Annotated in this window: 26 protein-coding genes; 5 read left to right on the forward strand and 21 right to left on the reverse strand. The window is 72.4% G+C overall.

All coding sequences use genetic code 11. From position 1 onward, the window contains the following. Positions 1–585: 585 nt before the first annotated feature. From ABD644_RS21560 to ABD644_RS21610, 11 genes are all read right to left on the reverse strand, one after another. The gene (locus tag ABD644_RS21560; protein ID WP_344691207.1) at positions 586–762 is read right to left on the reverse strand and encodes a hypothetical protein; all 177 of its coding nucleotides are present in this window, start codon (positions 760–762) and stop codon (positions 586–588) included. Between the two features lie 157 nt (positions 763–919). Beyond that, positions 920–3,139 carry a catalase/peroxidase HPI gene (gene katG / locus ABD644_RS21565; RefSeq protein ID WP_344691209.1) on the reverse strand — a complete coding sequence of 740 codons (2,220 nt, stop codon included), beginning with the start codon at positions 3,137–3,139 and terminating at the stop codon, positions 920–922. Beyond that, positions 3,136–3,723 carry a Fur family transcriptional regulator gene (locus ABD644_RS21570; RefSeq protein ID WP_344691212.1) on the reverse strand — a complete coding sequence of 196 codons (588 nt, stop codon included), beginning with the start codon at positions 3,721–3,723 and terminating at the stop codon, positions 3,136–3,138. Before ABD644_RS21570 ends, katG begins: the two co-directional genes overlap by 4 nt. 51 nt (positions 3,724–3,774) lie before the next feature. Beyond that, positions 3,775–4,539 (reverse strand): cytochrome P450, encoded by a 765-nt coding sequence (locus tag ABD644_RS21575; RefSeq protein ID WP_344691315.1) that lies wholly within the window; start codon positions 4,537–4,539, stop codon positions 3,775–3,777. 656 nt (positions 4,540–5,195) lie between these two features. Further along, a complete protein-coding gene (locus ABD644_RS21580) occupies positions 5,196–6,920 on the reverse strand; it encodes a CocE/NonD family hydrolase (RefSeq protein WP_344691214.1) in 1,725 nt (574 codons plus the stop codon). Beyond that, positions 6,913–7,836 (reverse strand): MBL fold metallo-hydrolase, encoded by a 924-nt coding sequence (locus ABD644_RS21585; protein WP_344691317.1) that lies wholly within the window; start codon positions 7,834–7,836, stop codon positions 6,913–6,915. Before ABD644_RS21585 ends, ABD644_RS21580 begins: the two co-directional genes overlap by 8 nt. Before the next feature lie 5 nt (positions 7,837–7,841). Continuing rightward, complete coding sequence (locus ABD644_RS21590) at positions 7,842–8,795, reverse strand: alpha/beta hydrolase (RefSeq protein WP_344691216.1); 954 nt, start codon at positions 8,793–8,795, stop codon at positions 7,842–7,844. Beyond that, on the reverse strand, positions 8,792–9,919 hold the full coding sequence (locus ABD644_RS21595; RefSeq protein WP_344691218.1) for an FAD-dependent oxidoreductase: 1,128 nt from the start codon (positions 9,917–9,919) through the stop codon (positions 8,792–8,794). Before ABD644_RS21595 ends, ABD644_RS21590 begins: the two co-directional genes overlap by 4 nt. 12 nt (positions 9,920–9,931) lie before the next feature. Then, positions 9,932–10,888: a phosphotriesterase family protein gene (locus tag ABD644_RS21600; protein WP_344691220.1), complete on the reverse strand. Its 957-nt coding sequence runs from the start codon at positions 10,886–10,888 to the stop codon at positions 9,932–9,934. 27 nt (positions 10,889–10,915) lie between these two features. Beyond that, entirely contained in the window at positions 10,916–11,905 is a 990-nt protein-coding gene (locus tag ABD644_RS21605) for a phosphotriesterase family protein (protein ID WP_344691222.1), read from the reverse strand. A 196-nt stretch (positions 11,906–12,101) separates the two neighbouring features. Further along, the gene (locus ABD644_RS21610) at positions 12,102–13,460 is read right to left on the reverse strand and encodes a mycothione reductase (RefSeq protein WP_344691224.1); all 1,359 of its coding nucleotides are present in this window, start codon (positions 13,458–13,460) and stop codon (positions 12,102–12,104) included. Positions 13,461–13,617: 157 nt separating this feature from the next. On the opposite strand from ABD644_RS21610, the gene ABD644_RS21615 reads away from it, so the two are divergent. Further along, positions 13,618–13,836 carry a hypothetical protein gene (locus ABD644_RS21615; protein ID WP_344691226.1) on the forward strand — a complete coding sequence of 73 codons (219 nt, stop codon included), beginning with the start codon at positions 13,618–13,620 and terminating at the stop codon, positions 13,834–13,836. Continuing rightward, the gene (locus ABD644_RS21620) at positions 13,833–14,120 is read left to right on the forward strand and encodes a hypothetical protein (protein WP_344691228.1); all 288 of its coding nucleotides are present in this window, start codon (positions 13,833–13,835) and stop codon (positions 14,118–14,120) included. The genes ABD644_RS21615 and ABD644_RS21620 overlap by 4 nt, the downstream gene beginning before the upstream one ends. A 48-nt stretch (positions 14,121–14,168) precedes the next feature. Here the strand turns inward: ABD644_RS21620 and ABD644_RS21625 are convergent, their stop codons facing one another. From ABD644_RS21625 to ABD644_RS21645, 5 genes are all read right to left on the reverse strand, one after another. Then, the gene (locus ABD644_RS21625; protein ID WP_344691230.1) at positions 14,169–14,843 is read right to left on the reverse strand and encodes a hypothetical protein; all 675 of its coding nucleotides are present in this window, start codon (positions 14,841–14,843) and stop codon (positions 14,169–14,171) included. A gap of 108 nt (positions 14,844–14,951) precedes the next feature. Further along, on the reverse strand, positions 14,952–15,809 hold the full coding sequence (locus tag ABD644_RS21630) for a 3-hydroxyacyl-CoA dehydrogenase family protein (RefSeq protein WP_344691232.1): 858 nt from the start codon (positions 15,807–15,809) through the stop codon (positions 14,952–14,954). A gap of 14 nt (positions 15,810–15,823) precedes the next feature. Further along, on the reverse strand, positions 15,824–16,741 hold the full coding sequence (locus ABD644_RS21635; protein ID WP_344691234.1) for an LLM class flavin-dependent oxidoreductase: 918 nt from the start codon (positions 16,739–16,741) through the stop codon (positions 15,824–15,826). 136 nt (positions 16,742–16,877) lie between these two features. Beyond that, a complete protein-coding gene (locus ABD644_RS21640) occupies positions 16,878–17,660 on the reverse strand; it encodes an esterase/lipase family protein (RefSeq protein ID WP_344691236.1) in 783 nt (260 codons plus the stop codon). A 99-nt stretch (positions 17,661–17,759) separates the two neighbouring features. Continuing rightward, positions 17,760–18,065, reverse strand: a complete 306-nt coding sequence (locus tag ABD644_RS21645; protein WP_344691238.1) for a hypothetical protein — start codon at positions 18,063–18,065, stop codon at positions 17,760–17,762. A gap of 152 nt (positions 18,066–18,217) precedes the next feature. On the opposite strand from ABD644_RS21645, the gene ABD644_RS21650 reads away from it, so the two are divergent. Beyond that, positions 18,218–18,478: a hypothetical protein gene (locus ABD644_RS21650; protein ID WP_344691240.1), complete on the forward strand. Its 261-nt coding sequence runs from the start codon at positions 18,218–18,220 to the stop codon at positions 18,476–18,478. Between the two features lie 78 nt (positions 18,479–18,556). Here ABD644_RS21650 and ABD644_RS21655 read toward each other — a convergent pair whose 3' ends face one another. Continuing rightward, complete coding sequence (locus tag ABD644_RS21655) at positions 18,557–19,756, reverse strand: acyl-CoA dehydrogenase family protein (RefSeq protein ID WP_344691242.1); 1,200 nt, start codon at positions 19,754–19,756, stop codon at positions 18,557–18,559. A gap of 160 nt (positions 19,757–19,916) precedes the next feature. Between ABD644_RS21655 and ABD644_RS21660 the strand changes: the two genes are divergently transcribed. Both ABD644_RS21660 and ABD644_RS21665 read left to right on the forward strand, forming a co-directional pair. Continuing rightward, positions 19,917–20,474 carry a universal stress protein gene (locus ABD644_RS21660; RefSeq protein WP_344691244.1) on the forward strand — a complete coding sequence of 186 codons (558 nt, stop codon included), beginning with the start codon at positions 19,917–19,919 and terminating at the stop codon, positions 20,472–20,474. 83 nt (positions 20,475–20,557) lie between these two features. Next, positions 20,558–21,589 carry an ion channel gene (locus ABD644_RS21665; protein WP_344691246.1) on the forward strand — a complete coding sequence of 344 codons (1,032 nt, stop codon included), beginning with the start codon at positions 20,558–20,560 and terminating at the stop codon, positions 21,587–21,589. 6 nt (positions 21,590–21,595) lie between these two features. Here the strand turns inward: ABD644_RS21665 and ABD644_RS21670 are convergent, their stop codons facing one another. From ABD644_RS21670 to ABD644_RS21685, 4 genes are all read right to left on the reverse strand, one after another. Continuing rightward, positions 21,596–22,780, reverse strand: coding sequence for a serine/threonine-protein kinase (locus ABD644_RS21670; RefSeq protein ID WP_344691248.1), 1,185 nt, complete (start codon positions 22,778–22,780; stop codon positions 21,596–21,598). A gap of 26 nt (positions 22,781–22,806) precedes the next feature. Next, the gene (locus tag ABD644_RS21675; RefSeq protein WP_344691250.1) at positions 22,807–22,932 is read right to left on the reverse strand and encodes a hypothetical protein; all 126 of its coding nucleotides are present in this window, start codon (positions 22,930–22,932) and stop codon (positions 22,807–22,809) included. Between the two features lie 114 nt (positions 22,933–23,046). Beyond that, complete coding sequence (locus tag ABD644_RS21680; RefSeq protein WP_344691252.1) at positions 23,047–24,696, reverse strand: AMP-binding protein; 1,650 nt, start codon at positions 24,694–24,696, stop codon at positions 23,047–23,049. A gap of 8 nt (positions 24,697–24,704) precedes the next feature. After that, complete coding sequence (locus ABD644_RS21685) at positions 24,705–25,670, reverse strand: cyclase family protein (protein WP_344691254.1); 966 nt, start codon at positions 25,668–25,670, stop codon at positions 24,705–24,707. Positions 25,671–25,784: the final 114 nt, after the last annotated feature.

The following is a 25,784-nucleotide window of genomic DNA, read 5'->3' on the forward strand; positions in this document are numbered from 1 at the left end:
CCTATCACCGCCGCCGGCGGCAACGCCGACTCGGCCGACTCACGCCGGTCGAATACGAGACACTCACCCACGCCGCAGTCGCGGCCTAACCCCAACCCGACGAGTCAACCGAAGTCGGGGCAGTCCCCAGGGGCGGAGGCTGAGAGGCAGTCCCAGCAGATTCCCTCACCGCGACGGCGGGGAAGGAGGTTCCGAGCGCCGTTGAGCTCACGCAGCCAGTATCGCGAGACGCACTGACAGAACCCGCAGGCTCTAGGTCCGGGCGGGGCCGCGAAGTCCCGATATACACCCGACTTACGCCCGTGGGGTCGGCGGATGTCGAATGATTCCCGGTGAGCGGGCGACTCCCGTTATAGGCCACTGACCTGGGTGTTTATGAACCTGGCGGAGTGGGCGTGAGGTTGCCAAAGGAAATCGCAGGGTTATTGGTTCGAGTCCAATCGGGGGAGCCACGCAGGTGTGCGAGCTCGCCGATGCTTGATGCTGCGCAGCCAGCCCTGACCATCAACCTCGTGTCGGTCAACCGCCGTTACAAGGCCCACGCCGGCATCCGCGCCACCGATGTCTGACCCCGGGCGCCCGTACTTAGCGCAGCGCGGAGCGCTGGATCCGCAGCTGGGCCCGGAGCATCTGCTGCAGCGTCGGGGGATCGGGTAGCGGGCCGGCGGCCTCGGCGGCGAACGCCTGGAGGAAGTAGGCCACCAGGCGTCGCCAGGTGTCGGGGGCGGCGTCCGCGGTCGCGCAACGAGTGGGGCGGCTCACGACCGTGCACGCCCGACGGGCTGCCCCTGCTGGGGCGCTCGGCGTCGCGCGGCGGCGTCGGCGAAGGTCCGGCCTCGTCTCACGGGAAGACCATGCGGGCGAGGCTGGACAGACGTCGGGGCCGGCCGACGCGCGGCCGGCCCCGACGTCTTCGGCATCAGCGCAGGTCGAACCGGTCGAGCTCCATGACCTTGACCCACGCGGCGGCGAAGTCCTGGACGAACCTCTCCTGCGCGTCGTCGGAGGCGTAGACCTCGACGATGCCCCGCAGGATCGAGTTCGAGTTGAACACCAGGTCCGCCGCAGTGGCCGTCCGGACGACGTTCCCCTGCGCGTCCCGGCCCTCGTAAACGCCCTCGGTCTCCGCCGAGGTGCTCCACGAGATGCCCAGGTCGAGCAGGTTGCGGAAGAAGTCCTGGGACAGGACGCCCGGCCGGTCGGTGAACACGCCGTGCTGCACGCCGCCGGTGTTGGCGCCGAGGACCCGGAGACCACCGACGAGGACGGTCATCTCCTTCGGGGTCATCTCCAGCATGTAGGCGCGTTCGACCAGCAGCGTCTCCGGCGCGAGCTTGCTGCCCGGCTGGAGGTAGTTGCGGAAGCCGTCGGCCTTCGGCTCGAGCCAGGCGAAGTTCTCGACGTCGGTCTGCTCCTGGGACGCGTCCGTGCGGCCCGGGTGGAACGGCACGGTGACCTGCACACCCGCGTCGGCAGCGGCCTTCTCGACCGCCGCCGTGCCGCCGAGCACGATCAGGTCGGCGAGCGAGACCTTCTTGCCCGTGGACTGCTCGAAATCGGCCTTGACCTGCTCGAGCACCGGAAGGACGTCGCGCACGCCCGCGTTGGCCGCCCAGCTGATCTGCGGCTCCAGGCGCAGGCGGGCACCGTTGGCGCCACCGCGCATGTCGGTGCCGCGGTACGACGCCGCCGCCGACCATGCGGTGTGCACCAGCTGCGACACGGACAGGCCCGAGGCGAGCAGGCGCTGCTTGAGGTCTGCGACCTCGGCGTCACCCACGAGCTCGTGGTCGACCGCCGGCACCGGGTCCTGCCAGGGCAGGTCCTCGCTGGGCACGTCCGGGCCGAGGTAGCGGCTCTTCGGGCCCATGTCGCGGTGCAGCAGCTTGAACCAGGCGCGGGCGTACATGTCCTGGAAGTACGCCGGGTCGTCGCGGAACCGCTCGGCGTAGGCGCGCAGCTCCGGGTCCATCCGCAGCGCCATGTCGGCGGTCGACATCATCGGCGGGTTCTTCTTGCCCTCGATGTGCGCGTCGGGCACGAGCTCCTGCGCCTCGGGGTTGCTCGGCTGCCACTGCTTGGCGCCGGCCGGGCTGGTGACGAGCTCCCAGTCCCAGCGGAACAGCGTCTCCCAGTAGGAGTTGTCCCACTGCGTCGGCGTGGGCGTCCAGGCGCCCTCGAGACCGCTGGTGATCGTGTCGGCGCCCTTGCCGGTCCCGTTCGGGTTGGCCCAGCCGAGGCCGTTCCCGTGCACCGGGCAGCCCTCGGGCTCCGGGCCGAGCAGCGAGGGGTCGCCGTTGCCGTGCGTCTTGCCGAACGTGTGGCCACCACCGACGAGCGCGACGGTCTCCTCGTCGGTCATGCCCATCCGGCGGAAGGTGACCTTGATGTCGTGGGCCGAGGCGAGCGGGTCGGGGTTGCCCTTCGGGCCCTCGGGGTTGACGTAGATCAGGCCCATGGTGACGTTCGCCAGCGGGCCCTCGTCGAGGTCGAGCGGGGAGTCCTCCTGGTAGCGCTCGTCGCCCAGCCAGGTGTCCTCCGGACCCCAGAAGACCTCCTCCGGCTGCCAGGAGTCCTCGCGGCCGAAGGCGAAACCGAAGGTGGGCATCCCCATGTCGTCGTGCGCGACGTTGCCGGCGAGCAGCAGCAGGTCGGCCCAGGACAGCTTGCGGCCGTACTTCTGCTTGATCGGCAGCAGCAGGCGGCGCGCCTTGTCCAGACTCGCGTTGTCCGGCCAGCTGTTGAGCGGGGCGAAGCGCTGCGCGCCGTTCTTCCCGCTGCCCCGGCCGTCGGCGATGCGGTACGTGCCGGCGGCGTGCCACGACATGCGGATGAACAGCGGGCCGTAGTGACCCCAGTCCGCCGGCCACCAGTCCTGCGACGTGCGCATCAGCTCGGCGAGGTCGCGCTTGACCGCCTCGACGTCGAGGGTCGCGACCGCGGCCTTGTAGTCGAAGTCGGCGCCGAGCGGGTCGGAGTCCCTCGAGGGCTTGTTCAGCACCGAGAGGTCGACCTGGTTGGGCCACCAGTCGCGGTTGGTGCGGGGGCGGTGGTCGGTGTGCGCTTCCGGCGCGGGGATCGCCGGGTTCTCGCTCTCGCTGGAGCTGTCGGTCTCGACCTTGTTGTGCTCGTCCTTCACGGTGTGCCTCTCTGTGCTGCGGATCGGTCCGGAAAACGGGAACTGGTGGTGGGTCGGGAGCAGGCGGGGCAGCGGCCCCAGTAGACGACCTCGGCCTCGTCGATCACGAAGCCGCGGTCGTGGTCGGCCGTCAGGCAGGGCGCGTGGCCGACCGCGCAGTCGACGTCGGCGATCGCCCCGCAGGACCGGCAGACCACGTGGTGGTGGTTGTCACCGACCCTCGCCTCGTAGCGTGCCACCGATCCGGCCGGCTGGATCCGGCGGACGAGTCCGCGGTCGGTCAGGGCCCGCAGGACGTCGTAGACCGCCTGGTGGGAGACCTCGCCGGAGGTGCGGCGGACGGCGTCGATCAACGAGTCCGTGTCGGCGTGCGGATGGCCGTGCACGGCCGCGAGGACGGCGACCCGCGGACGGGTCACGCGCAGGGCCGCCCGTCTCAGCATGCCCTCGAAGTCCTCGGTCGTCGGCACTCCCGCAGTCTTGCCCAAATACTTGAACGGTTCAAGCCAGAGGTCCGAAGCGATCAGGGCGTTCTCGACCACCTCGGTGAGGGCCGGGCGGATCCAGTACTGGACGCGGGCCATCCCCGGCGCGGGCAACCCGAAGCTCGCGCAGAAAACCGGTCGGACGGAAGGTCAGAACGTGACGGGCAGTGCCTCGACGCCGTAGACGAAGGACAGTCCGCGCCACGAGAGGTCCTCCTCCGGGACGGCGAGGGCCAGGTCGGGGAAGCGGCGGAACAGTGCCGGCAGCACGATCCGCAGCTCCATCCGGGCGAGCTCGGCGCCCACGCAGCGATGCATCCCGTGCCCGAACGCCAGATGCACACCGGTCGCGGGGGAGCGGGACGGGTCGAACCGGTCCGGGTCCGGGCCGGCCCAGGCCGGATCCCGGTTGGCGCCGCTGAGGGAGACCGCCACGACGTCGTCCTTCCGCACCGGGCAGCCGGCCAGTTCGAGGTCCTGCTTGGCGAAGCGCGGAAAGGCCACCTGCACCACGGTGAGGTAACGCAGCAGCTCGTCGACGACGCCGTCGACGACGTCGGGGGAGCCATCGCGCACGAGGGCGACGTGGGCCGGATCGCGGAGCAGCACCGCGGTTCCCATGGAGATCGTGCTGGCCGTCGTCTCGTAGCCGCCGGTGACGATGCCGTCGACCACGCCCGCGAGGTCGTTGTCGGAGAGAGCGTCGCCCTCGGCCTGGAGGATGCGACCGATCAGGCCGGGGCCCGGCGCGATGCGCTGGCGGGCAACGACGTCGAGCAGCATCGTCTTCTGCTCCGACACCGCGCCTAGCGACGCGGCGGTGCCGCCCGTGGCGTCGAAGCGCTGGGTGCCGAGCCGGACGAATGCCTCGTGGTCGGCGTCGTCGAGCCCGAGCAGGCCGCAGATCGCGTCCATCGGCACGCGGGACGACACGTGTTCGGCCAGGTCCGCCGGCGAGCCGGCGGGCGCCCGCCCCGCGGGGCGGCGCGCTCGCCGCCAGCTCGTCGAGCCGGCGGGCCACGATCGCCTCGATCGTGGGCGCCAGACGATCGAGGCGATGCCGGGTGAACTCCGGGGCCACGAGCTTGCGCAGCCGGGTGTGCAGGGGCGGGTCGGTGAAGCCGAGCCCCCCGACGTCGGCGGCCGAGCCGGGCCTCGTGTCGCGGAACAGGTGCCGCATGTCGTTGCTGTAGGACGTGCGGTCGGCGAGCACCGCGCGGGCCTGGTCGTAGCCGGTCACCAGGTGGACGGCGAAGCCGAAGGGCAGGTCGAGCTGCGTGACCGGGCACCGCTCGCGCGTCTCGGCGAGCTCCGGCACCGGGTCCGTCCCGTTGCGCAGCAGGGGCAGCCGGGCGCCCTCGGGCAGGAAGGTGAGCTCCGAGAGATCGAGGCCCTTCCGGCGGATCCGCCATGCCACCAGGCGGGCGAGCCAGGCCGTCACCAGGGCCCGGGGGCCGCGCCGGCGGGCCCGTGCATCGGTCGTGGACATGGCTCCTCGTCGTCGGCACCGGTGGCAGCCGACCCCTGTTCTACCCGACGACGGGAGCCATGCGGTGCGGCGCGGTCTCCTGCTACTCGGAGTTCCGCGTCGTGAAGGGCAGCACCAGCCGGGACGGGTGGAGGGCGTCGCGGTAGATCTTGTGCGTGACGGGCCGGCCCACCGGCAGGTGGAAGGCGTCGGGCGGCAGCAGCGCGTTGTGCTCGTCGGCCAACGGCTCGTCGTTGGACAGCTCCACCACCAGGCGGTGGCCGGGCCGGAACGTCGCCGCGAACGGGTAGAGGCGCACCACGTACTCCTCGATCGCACCGGGCTCCACCGGCACCGCGCGGGTGTGGGGGTGGTACGGGTTGCCCTCGGTGGTGCGCTCGTCCAGCTCGCGGTGCGACGCCTTCAGGAAGCCGGTGGTGATCAGCTGCCGGCTCCCGTTCGGGGCGGCGTCCCACAGCCGCAGGATGAAGTTGGTGTCCGGCTGGTCGATCTCGGCGAACAGGTGCGCGGCGCCGGAGCCGATCAACTCGGTCGGATCCTCGAACGGCGCGGTGCTCCAGGTGAGGATCTCCACCTGGTCGGTCACGGTGAGCGGCGCCTGGTAGAAGCCGTCCGGCGCGGCGTGCTCGGGGCCCATCAGCTCCGGCTCCGGGGAGAGCGTGCGGCGCGGGCGCAGGTACAGCGACCGGTACTCGACGTCCTTCGGCGGCCACTGCTCGGCGGTGACCACCTCGCGCGAGCCCTCGACGAAGACGCTGACCGCGGGCTCGTCCATGATCCCGTTGTCGACGCCCTTCAGCCAGTACTCGTACCAGCGGAACATCGCGTCGTGCTCCTCGACCCAGGGGCGCGACTGCATGGGCGGGTAGGAGCCGATGACCAGCTTCTTCGGGCCGCTCAGGGTCTCGAACAGCTCGATGTGGCCGTCGACGGTCCAGCCCCGCCCCTGGTCGATCTGCAGGTAGACCGGGATCTCGATGTTCCGGGCGAGGTTGACCGGGTTGCGCTCCTCGTACCACTCGCCGTCGAACTCGTTGAGCACGATGTCGAACCAGGCCTCGTGGTTCGTCGGGTAGTGCAGCAGGTGGACCAGGTTCGGCCAGGCGGCGACGTCGGGGTCGGCCAGGCGCTCGGCGACGCGCTTCTCGATCTCCTCGGGCGAGTAGGTCTCGAGCATCCGTGACTTGATGCGGTCGGTGAAGGCCCAGCCGGAATCGCCGCCCCGACCCTCGCGGGCGGCCCGCGGCATGAACCACAGGACGCCGCCGTGGTACGTGGTCTCGTAGAAGTCGTAGTGCCCACCGGAGACGAAGATCGCCTTCAGGGACGGCGGGCGCTCGGCGGCGGCGATGACCTGCATCGAGCCGAAGTAGGAGATGCCGATCATGCCGACGTTGCCGTCGCACCACGGCTGATCGGCGACCCACTCGATGAAGTCGTAGGCGTCCTGGCCCAGCGGCACGCCGCCGGCGTTGTAGTTGCCGATGTGCTCGCCGTCGGAGGCCCCGGAGCCGCGGAGGTCGCCGATGACGTGGGCGTAGTCCTCCGCGACGACGCTGGCGATGTCGCCGGCCTCGATGCAGCCGTCCCACATCGGGCTCGGGCGGCGCTGCGGCGGCATGGTGAGGGCGAGGGCCTGCAACTCCTTGCCGTACGGGCTGAGCGCGACGAGGGCCGGGCGCGGCTTGTCCTCGACGCCGGAGTAGACGTCGGCGGCCAGGGTGACGCCGTCGCGCATCGGGACGCGCAGGTCCTTGCGGACGGCGATCGTCTGCCCACCGGCGTCCAGCCGTCGGATCTCAGCCATGACCGTGCAACTCCTTGCGATAACCGTGCAGCGTCGTGAAGAAGGGGGACGGTTCGAGCGTGGGGTCGCCGGTGTAGCCGAGCTCCTCGGCGACGCGGGCGAACGGGGAGTACACCGACGCGGTCTCCTCCGGGCCGGACCGCGACGTGGCGTCGGCGACCCGGGCCTCGATGTCGAGGCTCCCCTGCAGCGCCTCGTGCGCCTGCTCGCGGTCGAGCTCGACGCCGTAGGGCACCCCCTCGGCCGTGCGGTACGGGTGCCCCAGGTACAGGTGCCGCGGCCGGACGACCTCGCGCAGGTACTCCAGCGACGCCCGGTAGGCGACCGGGTCCTCGTAGCCCGGGAACCCGTTGGCGGCCCCGTGCACCTGCACCGCGTCGCCGACGAACACGTCGTCCTGGCCGTCGACGACGTAGGCGACCGATCCGGCGGTGTGGCCCGGGATGGCGTGCACCGAGACGGTGACGTCGCCCCCGAGGGACAGCGTCTCGCCGCCGCGGACGACCACGGTCGGCTCCATCTCCCCGGAGATCGCGCCGGCGGCCATCGCCGTCTGCTTCGCCTCGGCCTCGGGGTCGTGCAGGTACCGGGCGCGCACGTCCAGGTAGTTCTCCACGTGCGCCCGGCGCGAGCGCAGCAGGGGGGCGTCGGCCTCGGCGATCACGACCTGGGCGCGCCGGCCGGTGAGCTCCCAGAGGGCGTGCGCCCCGCCGACGTGGTCGATGTGCCCGTGGGTCAGCAGGATCCAGCGGACGTCCTCGATGCGCCGCCCGAGGGCCTCGAGCGCGGGGGCCATGCCCTCGGCGGGCGACGAGGCGATCCCCGTGTCGACGATGGCCGGCTCCGGCGCGTCGAGGTAGAAGCTGTAGAGCCCGAACCGGCCCCAGGGCGAGACCAGGGGGTGGATGTCGACCATCGGGCTCACGTCCGGGCCAGGCCATGCTCATTCAAGAACGCGGCGGTCTCCTCGAAGACCCGGGAGTACTCCGGGATCCACCAGAAGTGCTGGATGAACCCGTGGCCGGCGCCGGCGTACCGGCTGACCGTCGCGTCGACCCCGGCCTCGCGCAGCCGCCGGCCGTAGAGCTCGCCCTCGTCGCGCAGCGGGTCGTGCTCCGCCGTGATGATCAGCGCCGGGGGCAGCCCGGAGAGGTCCGCGCGCTTGATGGGGGAGACGAGGGGGTCATCCGGGTCGGCGCCGCTGTCGAGGTAGAAGGCGTTGAACGGTCCGAGCCCGGCCGTCTCGAGGCCGTACCCGACGGCGTTCTCCCGCAGGGAGGGGTAGCGGTCCACGTCGAAGTCCAGGTCGAGCGAGGGGTAGAAGAGCACCTGGTGGGTGATGCGGTCACTCTGCCCGCGAGAGACGGCGTCGTCGTGGGCCATCGCGGCGACGGCGGCCACGAACGTGCCCCCGGAGCTGTCGCCGGCGATCGCGAGGGTGCCGCCGTCCCAGCCCAGGTCGGAACCGTTCTCGGCTGCCCACCGGACCACCCCGTAGCAGTCCTGAAGACCGGCCGGGAACGCGGCCTCGGGCGCCCGGCGGTACCCGACGGAGATCACCGCGAGCCCCGTCGCCTTCGCGAGGGACCGCGCGACGTGGTCGTGGGTCTCCAGGCTGCCGAGGAAGAACGCGCCGCCGTGGAAGTACACGAGCAGCCCGTACGAGTCGGCCTCGACCGGCGTGTAGATCCGTACGGGCACCTCGCCCGTGGCCGTCTGCGCGATCACGTCCTCCACCGCGTGCAGCGGGAGGCGCTCCGCCACGGGAAGGACCTGCGCCTCCTCGGCCGCGCGCAGAGCCACCGGGTCGGGCGGACCCGGGGGCGGCGCGGGCAGGGAGGCGAGGGCCTCGGCGATCTCGGGGTGCAGGGTCACCGGCTGGCCTGCCCGGCGGGCTGCTGGGCGGCCGGCTTCTGACCGGGGAAGACGTCGTCGATCTCGTCCTCGCTCCACCCCTGGCGGGAGATGCGCTGCAGCTCGTCGGTCACGGGCTTGCGGGTCGCCTGGTACGCGACCAGCGCCTCCTTGACCGAGTCCTCGGCCAGCAGCGCGACGGCGAGGGCACCGGCGTCCATGATCGCCGAGTTCGCACCCTGGCCCTGGTGGTGCAGCATCGCGTGGGCCGAGTCGCCGAGCAGCACCACGGAGTCGGTGTGCCACGTGTCGACCGGGTCGATGTCGTAGACCGCGCGGACGTTGGCGGTGCCCATGTCGAGGTCCCGCGCGATGGCCACGATGCGCTCGTCGAAGCCCTGCACCGTCGCCAGGAGGTCGTCCTTCGTGACGTCCGGCGTCCAGCTGCCGTCCGCGCACAGGGCGGTGACGTCGAACGACAGCGCGTCGCGGTGGCGCAGCGGCAGCAGGTAGACCTTCGTGCCGCGTCCGACGTACATCCGGAGGTTGTCGTCGACGACCATCCCGTGGGCGTTCTCGGCGGGGATCACCGCGCGGTAGGCGTGCTCACCGGCGAACACCGGCTCCTGGTCGCTGAACAGCTGCTTGCGCACCACCGACTTGATGCCGTCGGCACCGACGACCAGGTCGGCCTCGACGGTGTGACCGCCCGCGAAGGCGAGCACGGATCGGTCGCCGAGGTCGGTGACGGACTCCAGCCTGTGCCCGAGGCGCACCATGCCCTCGGGCAGCACGCCCACCAGGGCATCGATGAAGTCCCCGCGGTGGATCAGGTGGGTCTTGGTCTCCACCTCGAAGTCGGCGATCCCCGGCCACGCCTCCTTCATGATCGGGTTGCCGTCGGCGGTGAGGATCTCGAAGTAGTCGCTCGGCGAGCTCACGGCGGCGATCGCGTCGAAGATCCCCAGCCGGCGGAACAGGTCCATGGTCGACGGGCGCAGACCGATGCCGGCGCCGACCTCCCGGATCTGGTTGGCCTGCTCGTACACGGTGACGTCGGCGCCGTGCAGGCTCAGGGCCTTGGCCGCCGCGGCGCCGCCGTAGCCCGCACCGACGACGGCGATCTTCAGGTCCTTGATGTCCATGGCTGCGCTCTCTCAGTTCGTGGTGAGGGTGAGGAAGTCGGCGGGGTTCTCGACGAAGATCGTGTGGATCGTGGCGTCGTCGATGCCCTCCTGCTGCAGGTCGGGGATGAGCTGCTCGAAGATGTAGTTGACGGTGTGGCCCTTGACGCCGGGCCAGCCGAGCGGGCTGCAGTTGGCGTCGGCGGAGGCGAGCACCTGGTCGACGTGGCCCTCCCCGATGAGGCGGAGGAAGTGCTCGAGGCGCTCGCGCCGGTGGCGGCCCCAGAACGGCGGGTCCGGCAGTTCGAGGTCGTAACCGAAGGTGTCGAAGCCGATCCGGCCGCCGCCGCCGAGGATCGCCGTCTCGTTGACCCTGCCCTGGCTGACGCCGTCGTCGGCGTGCCCGAACAGCACCCGGTCGAGGGGGAGCCCTTCCTCGGCGAAGACCGCCAGCGCCGGCTCCACGTCCACGGCCAGGTGGGTGAAGATCGGCGCCCCGGTGAGCAGCGCCGCGCGCGCCGCGGCGCGGTAGATGCGCAGGTCGAGCTCCACCATCCGGAAGCCCCGGCTGACGCCGACCTTGATGATGCCGGCCTTGCTCCCGGTGTCGCCGATGCCCACGGTGATCTCGTGGACGAACTGCCGCATGAGGTAGTCGACGCTCGCCTCGGCGAAGAACCGGAGCGCGGTGTCGCCGCCCACGAAGCCGGTGGCCGCGACGATGTGCACGCCGGTCTTGGCCGACAGGGACTTGTAGTAGTCGACGTCCCGGCCGTTGCAGATGCCGGTGGCGTCGACGAAGGTGCCGCCCCCGTACTCGTGGAAGGCGCGCAGCTTCGGGACGGTCTCCTCGTAGCGCTGCTCGGGGGTCTTCCACCACCGGGTGTCGAGCTCCGAGCCGGGCATGCCGTAACCGATGTGTTCGTGGACGGCGACGAGGCCGAGTTCCTCGGCCGCGATCGGGCCCAGCACCGTGTTGACGCGGGACATGAACGCTCTCCTCTCCTGGACCCTGGCTCAGCGCACCGTGAGGAGGTCGCGCGGGTTGCCGACCAGGAATCGCTGGATGTCCTCGTCGGCGACGCCGTGCGATGCGAGGAGCGGGACGAACGCGCTCTGCACGTGCGCGTACGGCAGGTCGTAGGCGGGCCGGCCCTTGGCCACGCCGATGGCGTTGCCCGACAGCAGGACCCGGTCCGCGTGACCGGCTGCGACGAGCGCGGCGACGAGGGCTGCGCGGTCGGCGTCGGGCACGACGTCGTCGTCGTCGTTCAGCCCGACGTGGTCGATGGCGACGTAGGCACCGGCCTCCGCCACCGCGGTGGGCCAGCCGGCCTTCACGGCGTCCCTCCGGTCGAGGTCACCGACGACCACCCGATCGGCCGGCAGGCCCTCGTCGAGGACGACCCGGAGATCGTGGAGTGCGTCGGCGCCGTACCGGATGGAGACCGGGACGCCGGTGGCCAGGGCGGTCCGCGCCGCGCCGCGGACGAGGCTCTCGTCGGTGTCCGTCATGCCCCCGCGCGTCGCGGCGGTGGCCACGAGTCCGGCGGAGCCGCGGCGCTCCACGCGGGGGACCACCATCCCCTCGGTGACCTCCCGGGTGAAGAGGTCGGCGAACTTGTCCGCCGGCCACGGCGTCGGCGGGTTGGTCTGCGGGGTCAGGAAGTAGCCGCCGAGGTTCTCCTCGGGGCCCATGCCGGTCGAGGCGACGATGTGCACCCCGGTCGAGCGCGAGAGCGCCTCGTACATCCGCACGTCGCGCCCGCCGAACATGCCCGTGCTGTCGACGATCGTCGTCCCGCCGGCCGCGCGGAAGTCGGTCAGCTTCCGCGCCAGCGTCCCGAAGATCTCCGCGCGGTCGAAGGGGATGTCGTACGCGTGCTCGGCTCCCGGCATCACCGAGAGCAGGGCCTCGTGGACCGAGACGATCCCCAGATCGTCGGCGGGTACGGGGCCGAGGACGGTGTGGACGGTCCGGCTGGTGGCCGCCTGCGCCTCCGGCATGAGCACAACCTTTCGTCAGCGTCGCGCCGGTCGGGACACGGCCGGTCGCCTGTCTTCCCAGGGCGGCGGGCGGTGGCGAGGCCGGTCGTGTGGCGGCGGTCTCAAGAACGATGTGCACCATGTCACGTCGCTTTACACAGTGTCAAGTAAAGGTGAGGGCGCGCCCGTCCCACGCGTCGGGGCCGGGCGCTGCGGGTCAGAGCGGCAGGGCCAGCAGCGCGTTCTCGACCACCTCGGTGAGCGCCGGGTGGATCCAGTACTGGCCGCGCGCCATCTCCGGCACGGTCAGGCCGAAGCTCATCGCCTGGATCAGCGGCTGGATCAGCGTCGAGGCCTGCTCGCCCATGAGGTGCGCGCCGATCAGGGTGCGGCTCGAGCGATCGGCGACGAGCTTGCAGACGCTGCTCGAGTCCTCCATCGCCCAGCCGTAGGCCGTGTTGCCGTACGGCAGCAGGGAGGTGACGTACTGCCGGCCGGAGAGCATCGCCTGCTCCTCGGTCAGCCCGACCGAGGCGATCTGGGGGCGGGTGAACACGGCCGAGGGCACGAACCGTCGGTCCGAGGGGACCATCCGGTCGGGGTGCGCCAGGTTGTGCGCGACGACCCGCTCCTCGTGGTTGGCGAGGTGCTTGAGCTGGCCCTCCGAGGACGCGTCCCCCATGGCCCAGACCCCCGGTGCGCTGGTGCGCTGGTAGTCGTCGACCACGATCCTGCCGTTCGGCCGCGCGCTGACCCCGCCGGCCGGGAGGTTCAGCCGGTCGCCATTGGGCACGCGGCCGGTCGCGACGAGCAGCCGGTCGCCTGTCACGGAGGTCCCGTCGGACAGCCGGACGGCGATGTCGCCGGCGCTGCCCGACACGGCGGTGGGTGTGACCTCGGTCAGCACGCGCCACCGTTCCCGCGCGAGTTCCTGGAACCGCATCCGGATGTCGTGGTCGAAGCGCCGGAGCAGCGGGCTGCGCCCCACGAGCGTCACGTCGACCCCGAAGCTGGAGAAGACGTGCGCGAACTCGACCGCGACGAACCCGCTGCCGAGGATGACCAGCCGCGCCGGCAGGTCGTCCATGCGCATCACGGTGTCGGAGGTGTCGTACGGGACACCGCTGCCGGCGACGACGCCGGGGACGTCCGGTCGGGCTCCGGTCGCGAGGACGACGTGCTCCCCCGTGAGGGTCTCGCCGGTCGACAGGCCGAGGGTCCGTGGGCCGACGAACTCGGCGCGGGCCTCGAACAGGGTCACGTTCGGCGAGCCGCTGCGCCGGTACTCGCGGCCACCCGCCGAGATCGGGTCGACGCGGCCGAAGACGCGGTCCCGGATGGCCGGCCAGTCGGCGACCGGGGCCGTGCCCGCCAACCCGAGCCGGCCCCAGGAGCGGGCGTCGGCCACGCGGTCGGCGGCGTGCACGAGCATCTTGGTCGGGATGCAGCCGCGGTTGAGGCAGGTCCCGCCGAACACGCCCTGCTCGATGATCGCGATGCGCCAGCTGTCGAGTTCCTGCGTCACGAGGGCGTTGCCCGAGCCGGAGCCGACGATGATCAGGTCGAAGTCCGACACCGCGCGAACGATAGGACGACCGGCACCCGGGCGGCCCCTCTGCGCGCGCCGGTGCGGGAATCGGTGACCGAGAACAGACGCCCAGTCGTCATGAGGTCGTCAGATTCCGACGCCCGACCGGGGTAATCATCGGTGCATGCCTGATTGGCGCGACGAGGTGCAGGACCTGCCGCTCGAGATCCGGATCAAGGCGGGGCTGGTCTTCGAACTGGCTGCCGATCGCGTGTCCGGGCAGCCCGTCGAGGTCACGTCGCGCGCGTTGCGCGCCGTGGCCGTCGCCGAGGGCATCGACAGCAGGCACCGCTGGATCGACGCGGCGGCCGCGGAGATCGCGGGCGCATCGGCCGTCGGACCGCGTCAGGAGGAGGCCACATGAGCGACCCCGGAGGCGGCGTGACCGTCCCGCACGCGCTGGACGACGTCCTGGACGCAGCTCGCGGCGCCGGCGTGGCCGAACCGAACGAGATCCGCATCCGCCCCGAGCTCCACGACCGGATGCAGCGGGAGGCGTCCTCGTCGTCCGTGTCGGTGACCCTCGACGCGCACGGCGGGATCAGCCGGCTCGACGGCATCCCCGTCGCGATCGACGCCGAGCTGCCGGCGTTTCCCGGCTACGAGATCCACCGCGCGGGCCCCGGAGGCGTGGCGCGCGCCGCCTGAGCCGGACGGCCGTGCCCCGCTGTCCGCGCTCGTCGGAGGCGCCACCGGTCAGGGCTCCGGCGTGGCCATCACCATGACGTCGGGGGTCGACGGCGGTGCGGTCGTGGTCGCCGTCGCCACCGGCCGCGGCTGGTCGCCGACGTGCGCGAGCACCCCCGCCTCGTCCGCGGCGGCCTGGGCGTCGAAGCCGTACCCCGAGCCGTAGCCGAACCAGGGCGACCAGTGCTCCCAGGTGCCGGCCTGGACGAAGACGGCGCTGATGTCCGCCGGGACCTCACCGGGTTCCACCGACTCCGCGGTGTCGGCGTAGCCGTCGTCGCCGTCGTCGGTGGCGAGGCTGTCGACGTCCCCGTCGAGGTCGGTGTCGTGGCCCCACCGGTCGGGCAGCGCGTTGCCCGTCGTGTCGAGCGCGACCTGCTCGACGTAGCCGTCGCGGTCGGCGTCGAAGCCCCAGGTGTCGGGCCGGCCGTCGCCGTCCCCGTCCGATGCCACCGACTCGACGGAGCCGTCCCGGTCGGTGTCGAACGCCCAGGTGTCCTCGACGCCGTCCTCGTCCGTGTCGAAGCCGTACGCCTCGTAGTAGCCGTCGCCGCCGACGTCGTACCCGTTGTAGGAGGCCGCCGTGGCCGAGGCCGACCAGGTGCCGGCCAGTGCCAGGGCGGCGACGGCCGCGGCGGGGATGCCTCCGCGCAGGAGCGTGCGGGGGAGGGTGCGGCGGTTCATGGTGGTGCCTTCCTCGTCAGGGGGAGCCGTCCGGCTCCGCTGCGAGAAGGCTGCGGGTCGTCGCTTCGGAACTTCTGGGGCCCGGCTAGGGGCCCGACTTGGATCCGGCTAGCAGTAGTCGTGGAAGCCGCGGCCGGTCTTGCGGCCCAGGTCACCGGCGGCCACCTTGTCGCGCAGCAGTTGCGGGGGTGCGAACCGCTCGCCCAGCGTGCGGTGCAGGTACTCCGCGATCGCCAGGCGCACGTCGAGGCCGACCAGATCGGTGGAGCGCAGCGGGCCCATCGGGTGCCGGTAGCCCAGTTCCATGGCCGTGTCGATGGCCTCGGCGTCGGCGACACCTTCCTCGAGCATCCGGATCGCCTCCAGCCCCAGGAGGACACCGAGCCGGGACGACGCGAAACCGGGGGAGTCCCGGACGACGATCTCCGTCTTGCCCAGCCGGCGGACCCAGTCGCGCGCCTCGGCCACCGCCTCGGGGGCCGTGTCGGGCGCCACGACCACCTCGACCAGCCTCGACGCCGGGACCGGATTGAAGAAGTGCAGGCCGAGGAAGCGGGCCGGCCGGTCCAGCGCCGCCGCCAGTTCGCCGACCGACAGCGAGGAGGTGTTCGTCGCCAGCAAGGTGCCCGGGCCGGTCGCGGCCTCGGCCGCGCGCAGCGTCTCCACCTTGAGCCGCGCGTCCTCGGGCACCGCCTCGACGACGACCGCGGCGTCGGCAGGTAGGTCGGCGACCGCCTCCTGCACGGTCAGCCGGGCGAGTACGCCGGACACCTCCTCGGCGAGCTTGCCGCGCGCGGCGGCGCCCTCGAGGCCGGTGGTGACCAGCTCGCGGGCTCGCTCGGGGGACACGGGTTCGACCACCGTGACCCGCGCGCCGGCGGTCAGGAACGCCTGGGCGATGCCCGATCCCATCTGGCCGCCGCCGACCACCGCGACGGTGACCGGTGTGGGCTGTGCGGTCTTCACGGTCACCGGACTCCTCAGGCCGACGGGCGGATGCGGGGGAGGACCGACTCGCCGAACAGGTCGACCACCTCGCGGCGCCGGGCGCCCTCCCCGACGGGGGAGAAGATCAGTGTCTCCGCGCCGGCGTCCGCGTACTCGGTGGCGCGGGCGACCACGCGGTCGGGATCGCCGTGCAGCAGGTAGCGGTCGGCCAGCTTCGTGAAGTCCTGCTGGTAGACGGCGCTCACGCCCTCGATGACCTCGCGGCGCGCGACGTCGGCGTCGGGATCGACGTTGCCCCAGCAGAACACGGCCCCGCGGATGTCCGCCGGATCGCGCCCGGCGGCCTCGGCGGCCGCACGCACCTCGGCGAGGCTGGTGGCCACCTGCTCCGGTGAGTACATGTAGGGCATCCAGACGTCGGCGAACCGCCCGGCGCGGCGGATCGCCGCGGGCCGGCGCCCGCCGAGCCAGAGCGGCGGGCCGCCCGGCTGGACCGGCCCGGGCTCGAGGGTCAGCCCCGGGACGGTGGTGAAGCGACCGTCGAAGTCGACGCGCTCGCCGCTCCACAGGCGCTTCATCACGTCGAGGGCCTCGTCGGCCCGTGCGCCGCGCTGGGTGACCTCGACGCCGGCGGCGACGAACTCCGGCGGATGCTCCCCGCCCACGCCGACACCCATGTCGAACCGGCCGCCCGACACCTGGTCCAGCGTGGCGGCGAGCTTCGCGGCGAGCGCGGCCGGATAGAGGGGGAGCAGGGTCAGCGAGCTGAGCAGCCGGATCCGGGACGTCGCCCCCGCCGCCGCCGCCAGCGTGATGAAGCCGTTGGCCACCGGCCCGTGGAAGAAGAGGTGCTCACCGGTGGCCACGCCGTCGTAGCCGGCGTCCTCCGCCGCCCGGGCCTCGACCGCGGCCGCTCCCTGCTCGGCGCTCAACGTCAGGGCTACCCGCATCGACTTCTCCTCCCGGCTGCCGAATCTGCTACGTCGACCGTACTGCCAGCGGCGAGGACGTAGAACGTCCCGGCCGTGCGGTGGGTGGGGGGAGCGTTGCGCACGCTCGCCCGGGCTGCACGGCGGGGACGCGTCCTCAGTCCTCGGGGAAGAGGGTGCCGAGGCCGAACCTGGTCGGCCGGACGAACGGCCGCCACGCGTCTCGCGGCTGCGCCAGCCGGTCGGCCACCAGCCACAGCACGGCAGGGTCGTATCCCATGCCCAGGTGGCTGCAGCGGACGGCGACGTTCTCGCTGCGGGGGCCGGTCTGCTGCCGGCAGGCCCGCCAGTCGACCACGCCGTCCCACCGGGAGTAGACCGCCGTGCTCGGCACCCGCAGCGGCCGGGCGAGGGATCCCCGACCCGCGGCGATCCTCCGGTCGGTGTGCTGCGGCGAGTACCGCTGGAACACCCGCGCCCCCGGGCTGCCGTCCGCCGGCCGCCCGGCGAGCGAGAAGGGGGAACCCAGCGAGATCACCTGCCGGACGTGCTCCGGTGCCCGCACTGCCAGGCGTCGCGCGTAGATGCCGCCGAGGCTCCAGCCGACGATGCTGACCGGGGCGTCGTGCTCGCGGGCCAGACGCTCCACCAGCCGGGGCAGTTCGTCGACGACCTCCTGCGTGGGCCCGCGGTTGCGACCCAGCGCCCAGCCCACGACCGGGTAGCCGAGCCGCGACACCCAGGTCCGCAGGCCCCGGGTCGACAGGTCCGAGGCCAGCAGGCCGGGGAGCACCAGGACCGGATGCGGGTCACCCCTCGGCGCCCGGCGCAGCAGCGGAAGAGCAGCCGCGAGCGCGCCGGCGCTGACCAGGGCCCGGCCCGGCTCGGTGGCGGCGAGCACGACGGCGCGACGACGGTCCGGCGCGGGATCGCGAATCATGCGGCCTCCGTGCAGCGTGGACGGTGAGGGCGAGGATGCCCGACGCCGGGCCGGCCGACCGCCGACGCATCATGCTCCCCGCCGGCCGGCTGGGGCCGCTCAGTCCAGGGTCGGCGGCAGCAGCCGAGGGGCGAAGACCTCGTCGATCGGCCGGGGCCCGACGTACTGACGGCAGGTGCAGGGCACCCAGGTGTGCCCGGCCCACCGTCCGCGGCGGTCGTAGGCGTCCCGGCGCAACTCCGCGTAGCAGGTGGAGGTCTCCGTGTCGTGCTGGCTCAGCGCGTGGCCGCACCCGCACAGCGGGGTCACCGGCGGGGGAGGGACCGGCCGGCGCCGGTTCAACCGCCCGGCGACGAAGCCGACCGCCAGCAGTGCCCCGCCCACCAGCAGGCTGATCGGATCCATGCCCGCGCTCCTCCCGCTCGGCTGCCCCTCGACGGTAACGCGCGGGCCCGTCGACCGGGATGCCGGGAGGCGCCGAACCCGCACGGCCCGGATCCGTCCGTATTCACCCGATCGTGTGGTTGATCGGCTGTGGGCCGGGGCACACGCCAGACGTGGACAGCTACGCCGTGGGGTTCGCCCGCCCCGATCGCTGGTCGCCCGACCGGACGGCCGAGCACACGTTCCCGTGGCACGCCGTCGAGGCCCACCGCCCGCCGTCCGAGCTCGACGGCGAGGTGGAGCTCGCCGTCTGCGGCGCGATCGTGCAGGTGTGGGGTTCCCAGACGTGGACGCGCGTGGGAGCCGGTCGGACGGCCTGCCCGGAGTGCGTGCGGATCAGCGCGGTGGCCGAGCCCCTGACCTCGACCCGCTGACCCCCGGTCGAGCTTTCGGTACCGAAAGCTCCGCGGTGCGGCCGAGCTTCCGGTACGGAAAGCGGGGGAGGGCCGGGGTCAGGTCGGCTTGCGGCCGCTGATCGCCGACAGGCCGGTGATCGCCCGGCCGACGATGAGTGCCTGCACCGAGTCGGTGCCCTCGAAGGTGAAGATCGCCTCCATGTCGGCGTGGTGCCGGGCGACGTGGTTGTCGAGCAGGATCCCGTCGCCGCCCAGGATGTCGCGGGCGTCGGCGACGATCGCCCGGGCCTTCGCCGCGTGGTTCATCTTGGCCAGTGACGCCATCGCCGCGGTCATCCGGCCGGCGTCGGCCAGCTTGGACAACCGCCAGCACATCAGCTGCATCGAGGTGATCTCGGCGAGCATGCGCGCGAGCTTGTCCTGCACGAGCTGGAACCCGGCGATCGGCTGGCCGAACTGCTCGCGGCGCAGCGCGTGCGCCAGGGCCAGCTCGTAGGAGGCGGTGGCCAGCCCGAGCGCGCGCCAGGCGACGGTGTAGCGGGTGCGGTCGAGCACCTGGGACACGTCCTTGAACGAGTGGCAGTTCGCCAGCTTGTTCTCGACCGGCACCCGGACGTCGGTGAGCGTGATCTCGGCCTGCCACACCGCGCGCAGCGCCGTCTTGCCGGTCATGACGGTGGCCTCGTAGCCGGGCGGTCTCTCACCCGACCGCCCACCGGCCTCGACCACGTAGCCGCCGACGGCGCCGTCCTCCCCGCGGGCCCAGATGATCACGTGGTCGGCGATCGAGCCGTTGCCGATCCACTTCTTCCGGCCGTTCAGCACGAAGGAGTCGCCGTCCCGGCGGGCCGAGGTCTCCAGCCCGACGGCGTCCGAGCCGTGCTCGGGCTCGGTCAGCCCGAAGGCGCCGATCTTCTCCAGCCGGGCCATCTCCGGCAGCCAGCGCTCGCGCTGCTCCTCGGAGCCGAGCAGTGCGATGGACTGCATGGCGAGGAAACTGTGCACGCCGTAGAAGGTTCCGACGCTGCCGTCGCAGCGCGCCCATTCGGCGGCGACCAGCCCGGCCGCGACCGCGCTCATGCCCGGCGAGCCGTAGCCCTCCACCGTGCCCCCGGAGATGCCGAGCTCGGCGATCTTCGGGACCAGCTCGAACGGGAACTGCGCGTCGTCCCAGAACTGGTTGATCCGCGGGGTCACCTCCGCCTCGCAGAACGCGCGCACCCGGTCGCGGACCTCGATCTCCGCGGGTTCCAGCAGGTCCTCGACGGCGTAGAAGTCGGTGCTCGGGGTGCTCACGGCCCGGACGCTAACGGGAAGCCCGGGATGCTGCACCCGATCGCCGGCGCGGGGCAGGAGGTCGCGGGCCGCGCCGACCAAGGGCCCTGTCCGCGGCGGCGGGCCGCGCGCACGCTGCGAGGACGGCCGGGTCCCGGCCGGATGCCGAGGAGGTGGCGTCATGACCGAGGAGCGGAGTCGGATCCGCGAGGCCGACGAGGAGCCGACGGGTGCGAGGGTCGTCGTCGGGGTCGACTGCTCCGAGGGCTCCCGGGCGGCGTTGCTGTTCGCCCTGGCCGACGGCGCGCGACGCGGGATCCCGGTCGAGGCGGTCTCCGCCTACCGGCCGCCGGACTACTGGCTGGACTTCTACGCGGTCGGCACCGGCACGGCCGACACGGTGCGGGAGTCGGCGCTGGAGCGGGTGCGCACCTTCGTCGGCGAGGTGCTGTCGACCGCACCGGCGCCCCCGCCCGACGTGCGCGTGCACGCGGGCATGGGCACACCGGCCGACGTGCTCATGCGGCGCGCCCACGGCGCGGACCTGCTGGTGGTGGGCAGCCGCGGGCACGGCGGTTTCGGCGCGATGTTGCTGGGGTCGACGAGCATGCAGTGCGCGCTGCACGCGACGTGCCCGGTGACCGTCGTCCACTCGCCGGAGGCGCACCGCGAGCGGCTGCACCTGCACCGCAACCGGGCGGCGGCCCCGCCGCAGCGGGACGGCGCCGGTATCGGCTGACCGGCGGGCAGGCAGCGACCTGCACGGCGGCGGCGGGCGGGCGATAGGTTGCCCCGACCGACCGACAGCTGCGGGAGCCTGCGTTGCCCTTCCTCGTCTACCGCCTCGCGCAGTACTTCCGCGTGCGGCTGCGGGGATGGCGGCTGCCGCTGGCCGTGGCCCTGTTCGTGTTCCTCACCAGCTGGGGCGCGATGGCCCTGGTCGAGCCGCCCGGCAGCGACATCGCCGCGCCCGGCACGTACTGGTGGTACTTCGTCGTCACGGCGGCGACGGTGGGCTACGGGGACGTCTTCCCGGTCTCGACCGGCGGCCGCATCCTGGGCAGCTACGTCATCGTCGGCGGCATCGTCACGCTCACCCTGTTGTTCACCCAGCTGGCCACGGCCCTGCAGTCGGTCCGGGGCAGGCGCCTGAGAGGTGTGATCGCGCTGGATCTCTCCGACCACGTCGTGCTGCTGGGCTATCACCCCGGGCGCACCGAGCGGATCGTGTCCGAGCTGACCGCGGACCGGCGGTTCGAGGTGGTGCTCTGCGCCTGGGACGACGTCGCCGAGGACCCGCTGCCCGACCGTCCGGACGTGCACTTCGTCCGCGGCGACCTGGCCCACGAGGACGTCATGACCCGGGCCTGCGTGGCGCGGGCGCGGACGGCGGTCATCGACGCGGGCGACGACAACGAGGCGCTCGCGATCGCGGTCGCCGTCGACCACGCCAACCCGCGGATCCACCTGGTGGCGGCGCTGCGCGACCTGACCCGGGGCGAGACGATCCGCTACGTCAACGCCGGCGTGCAGACCGTCCAGTGGCACATGCCGTTCCTGCTGACCGAGGAGGCCAGCGACCCCGGCATCACGCAGGTCTACACCGACCTGATGAGCAGCGGCGGCCACGGCAACACCTACTCGGTGCGGGTGCCGGCCGGGTTCCCGCACGGGACGTTCGGTGCCTGCCAGACCTGGTTCGGCGCGACGTTCGGGGCCACCGTCCTCGCCCTGCGGGCGGACGACGGGCTGCTGGTCAGCCCGCCATGGGATCGGGCGGTGTCCGAGGGCAGCACGCTGTACTACGTCGCCGCGGAACGGATCCCCGCCGACCGGCTGACGGCGGCCCGCTGAGGGTCGTCAGAGCAGGCCCAGCCACCACGCGACGGCCAGGCCGCCCGCGACGAGGGCGATCAGGACGACGACGACGGTGACCAGCACCGGCACGACGACCCAGCGCCGCTTGAACCGCCGGCGGCGTCGCGGCAGGGCGGTCTCCGGGCCGGTGCGGGCCTTCCGCTCCCGCCGCCGGTCGACGATCTCGCGCGCCGCGTCCCGGGCGACCGTCCCGAGCACGGCCTTCGAGGCGGATGCGAGCTTCCGCAGGTCGTCGGAGCCGAACCGCTGCACCGCGCCCTCGTCCAGGCTCGCCGGCGCCGGTGGCGGCGGGGGGCCGGGCTGCGGAGGACCGGGCGGTGGCGGGGGAGGCGGCACCGCGCCGTCGGCCACCGCCTGCAACTGGGCCCGGATCCCGGCGACCTCGCCGCGCCGAGCCGGGTCCTTGTCGAGGAGCGTGCGCAGGAGCGGCTCGAGCGGGCCGGCCCGCAGCATCGGTGCCGGGTGCTCGGAGACGACGGCGAGCAGGGTGGCCATGGGTTCGCCGCGGTCGAACGGCGGCCGGCCCTCCACGGCCGCGTAGAGCGTGGCGCCCAGCCCCCAGAGGTCGACCGCCGGGCGTGGCTCGTCGCCCCGCGCGCGCTCGGGGGCCATGTAGGTCGGCGAGCCGATGAGGGCGCCCTGGGTGGTCAGGTGCGAGTCGCCGGTGGTGGTGGCGATGCCGAAGTCGGTGAGGCAGGCGTGCCCGTCGTCGCCCACCAGGACGTTGGCCGGCTTGACGTCGCGGTGCACGATCCCGGCGTGGTGGGCGGCGTCGACCGCGGCGAGCACGTCCAGGCCGATCCGGGCCGCGGTCGCCGGTGGCAGCGGGCCCTGCTCCTCGACGATCTGCTGGAGGCTCCGCGAGGGGACGTGCTCCATGACCAGCCAGGGCTTGCCGTCCTCCTGGACGACGTCGTACACGCGGGTGACGCAGGGGTGGTCGAGCCGGGCGGCGGCGCGGGCCTCGCGCATCGTCCGCTGGACGAGCACCTCGCGCTCCTCGGCGGTGAGGTCGATCGGGAAGGTGACCTCCTTGAGCGCCACCTGCCGCTCGAGCACCCGGTCGTCGGCGAGCCAGACGACGCCCATCCCGCCGCGGCCGAGCACCTGCCCGAGGGCGTAGCGCCCGGCGACGATCCGGCTCTGGCGGTCGGCGTCGGCGGTCATGCGAGGTCCAGTACCCGCGCGGCCCGCTACGACCCCTCCGACTCCTCGGCGTCCTCGCTGCTCTGCGCCTCCAGGTCGGCGGCCTGCTCGGGCGTCTCCTGCTCGAGGGCGATGTCGCGCGGCTGCGGGGTCTCGGGCTCCGGCGTCGTCATGACCCGAGCCTGCCGCAGGTGGCCGCCTGCCGCAGGTCCGGTGCCGCGGTGTGGTGCCCGGTGCCGCGCTCGACCGCGGCACCGGGCACCTCACGGCGGCACCCCGCCCCGCCCTCAGTTGTCGCGCAGCTCGCGGCGGAGGATCTTGCCGGTGACCGTCTTCGGCAGCTCGTCGAGCAGGACGACGCTGCGCGGGTACTTGTAGGCGGCCATCCGCTCCTTGCAGTGCGCGATGAGCTCCTCCGGTGTCACCGACGCGCCCGGCTTGACGCTGACGAACGCCTTCACGGTCTCGCCGCGCTTCTCGTCGGGGACGCCGACGACCGCCGACTCGCGGACCGCTGGGTGCTCGGCCAGGACGTCCTCGACCTCGCGCGGCCACACCTTGTAGCCCGACGCGTTGATCATGTCCTTCTTGCGGTCGACGATGAAGATCCAGCCCTCGGGGTTCATGAACCCGACGTCGCCGCTCTTGAGCGCCCCGCCCGGCAGGTTCGCCGCCGTCTCCTCGGGCTTCTCCCAGTACCCGGCCACCACCTGCGGTCCGTCGGCGACGATCTCGCCGACCTCGCCGAGCGGCAGGTCCTGCCCGTCGTCGTCCTGGATGCGGACGATCGTGTTGGGCACCGGTACGCCCACCGACAGCGCCCCGGAGGTCGGGTCGACCGGTGACGGCGAGCCGAACGGGGTCAGGGTCATCGGCGAGGTCGTCTCGGTCAGGCCGTAGGCGTTGTGCACCTGGATGCCCGTCGCCTCGAGGAAACCCTTCTCGGCGGTCGGGGAGATGGGTGCGCCGCCGGAGTACACCGACGTGAAGGAGGAGAAGTGGTCCTTCGTGAACGCCGGTGAGTTCAGCAGCGCGCTGAACGCGGTGATCGCGCCGATGGTGAACGCCGGCCGGTGCTCGAGGAAGGCGTCGAGCACCACGTTCGGCTCGAACCGGTAGGCCAGGATCAGCGGAGCCGGCACGAGCATGCTCACCGCGATGTGCCCGATGAGCCCGGTGATGTGGAACAGCGGGGCGATGCCGAAGATCGCGCCGTCGCGCCCGGCGTGCACGCGGTCCCGGTAGATCTGCGCGGTGAAGGTGACGTTCCGGTGGGTGTTCATCGCCCCCTTGGGCACACCCGTCGTTCCCGACGTGTAGGTGAGGAAGGCGACGTCGTCCGGCGCGAAGCTCACCGGGGGCGGAACCTCACTGCGGTGCTCGGCGATCAGTTCGCCGAAGTCGGTCGTGCCCTCGTGCCGCTGCCGGGTCAGGCCGGCGAACAGCCGGTCGTCGTCGCGGGTCTGGAACTCCAGCTCGCTGGTGGTGAGCACCAGCCGCACGTCGGTGTCGGGCACGACCTCTCGCGCGACCTCGTCGTAGAGCGTCTCCAGCGCGACGAGCACCGTGGCCCCGGAGTCCTTCAGCAGGTAGGACAGCTCCCGCTTCCGGCTCATCGGGTTGATCGACACCATGATCCCGCCGGCCTTCCAGGTGCCGACCATGGCGATGACGAACTGCGGCACGTTCTGCAGGTAGACCGCGAGCCGGTCACCGCGCGAGAACCCGTTCGCCAGCAGCCCCGCCGCCAGCCCGTCGCTGAGCTCGTCGAGCTCCCGCCGGGTGATGCTGCCGTCGAAGTAGGTCAGCGCGATCCCGTCGGGGTCCTTCGCCACGCCCGCGCGGAACATCTCCAGGGCGTCGTCGAACTCGATCGCGAGGTCGGCCGGCTCGTCGCCGTAGCGGGGCAGCCACGGCCGCTCGTCGTAGGCACTCATGCGCCGGCCTACTTGATGACGACGGGGTTGACCGGCGAACCGCTGCCCTTCGCGACCTTGAGCGGCGCCGCCACGTACAGGCCCTCGTACTGCCCGTCCTCGGCGGAGTCGGCGGCCAGCGCCTCCAGGTCGGCGATCTCGGTGAGCGTGACGCCGAGGTTGCGCATGAGGGCGTTGTGCAGCACCAGCGCGACGCCGTTGTTGGGGTCGTAGGTGACCTCGTTGGCGATGGTGTCGGTGACCAGGTTCGGGATCTCCATGTCCTGGAACCACTGGACCAGCTCGGGGCTGTACACCAGGCCGGGCTCGTTGAAGCCCTCGTAGAACGCCTCGCCCTGCTGGTGGAACAGCGCCAGGAAGTTGGTGCGGATGATCAGGATGTCGCGCTTCCGGATCTCGGTGCCCTGGGCAGCGGCGCAGGCCACCAGGTCCTCGTGCGTGAACGTCTCGCCCTTGTCGAGGGTGTCCTTCCCGCGGAACCGGGCCATGTCGAGCAGCAGCGCCCGGCCGACGACGCCGCGCTGCGCGATCGGCTCGACGCTGGCCTTCTCCAGGCCGCCGATGGTGGTGCGGGCGTCGTAGCCGTTCCAGATCTTCCCGCCGTACCAGACGTGGCCGAGGCCGTCGTACTGCGTGGATCCCTGCAGGAAGGCGTTGATCTTGTCATCGGCGTAGTGCAGCCCGCCCGGGAACTGCGGGGCGTCGGGGGAGTCCCAGGTCGACTCGTCGAGGATCTGGGTGCGCTCGGCCGGGGTGCGGCCCGGCCACACCGGGTCGCCCTTCGGGTCGCCGATCAGCCGCTGCAGGGTGAAGACCTTGCCCGAGCGGACCAACCCGACCGCCGCGAGCACCTGCTCCGGGCCCAGGTAGTTCAGCGAGCCGACCTCGTCGTCGGCGCCCCACTTCCCCCAGTTCGACGGCGCGTCCTTGAGCAGATCGTCGAGGGACGGGACGTTGGCGGGGGGAGTGGTCACCGGTTGCCTCCAAGGCTGGACGTGTTTCCGCGCGGAACGGAACTGGACGGTGCTCCCGACTATTCGCCTGTGTGGTGCGTGCCACAACTACGTGCAACATTCGGTGCAACCGGC

This window comes from Blastococcus jejuensis (assembly GCF_039534705.1).
GTDB classification, from domain to species: Bacteria; Actinomycetota; Actinomycetes; order Mycobacteriales; family Geodermatophilaceae; genus Blastococcus_B; species Blastococcus_B jejuensis.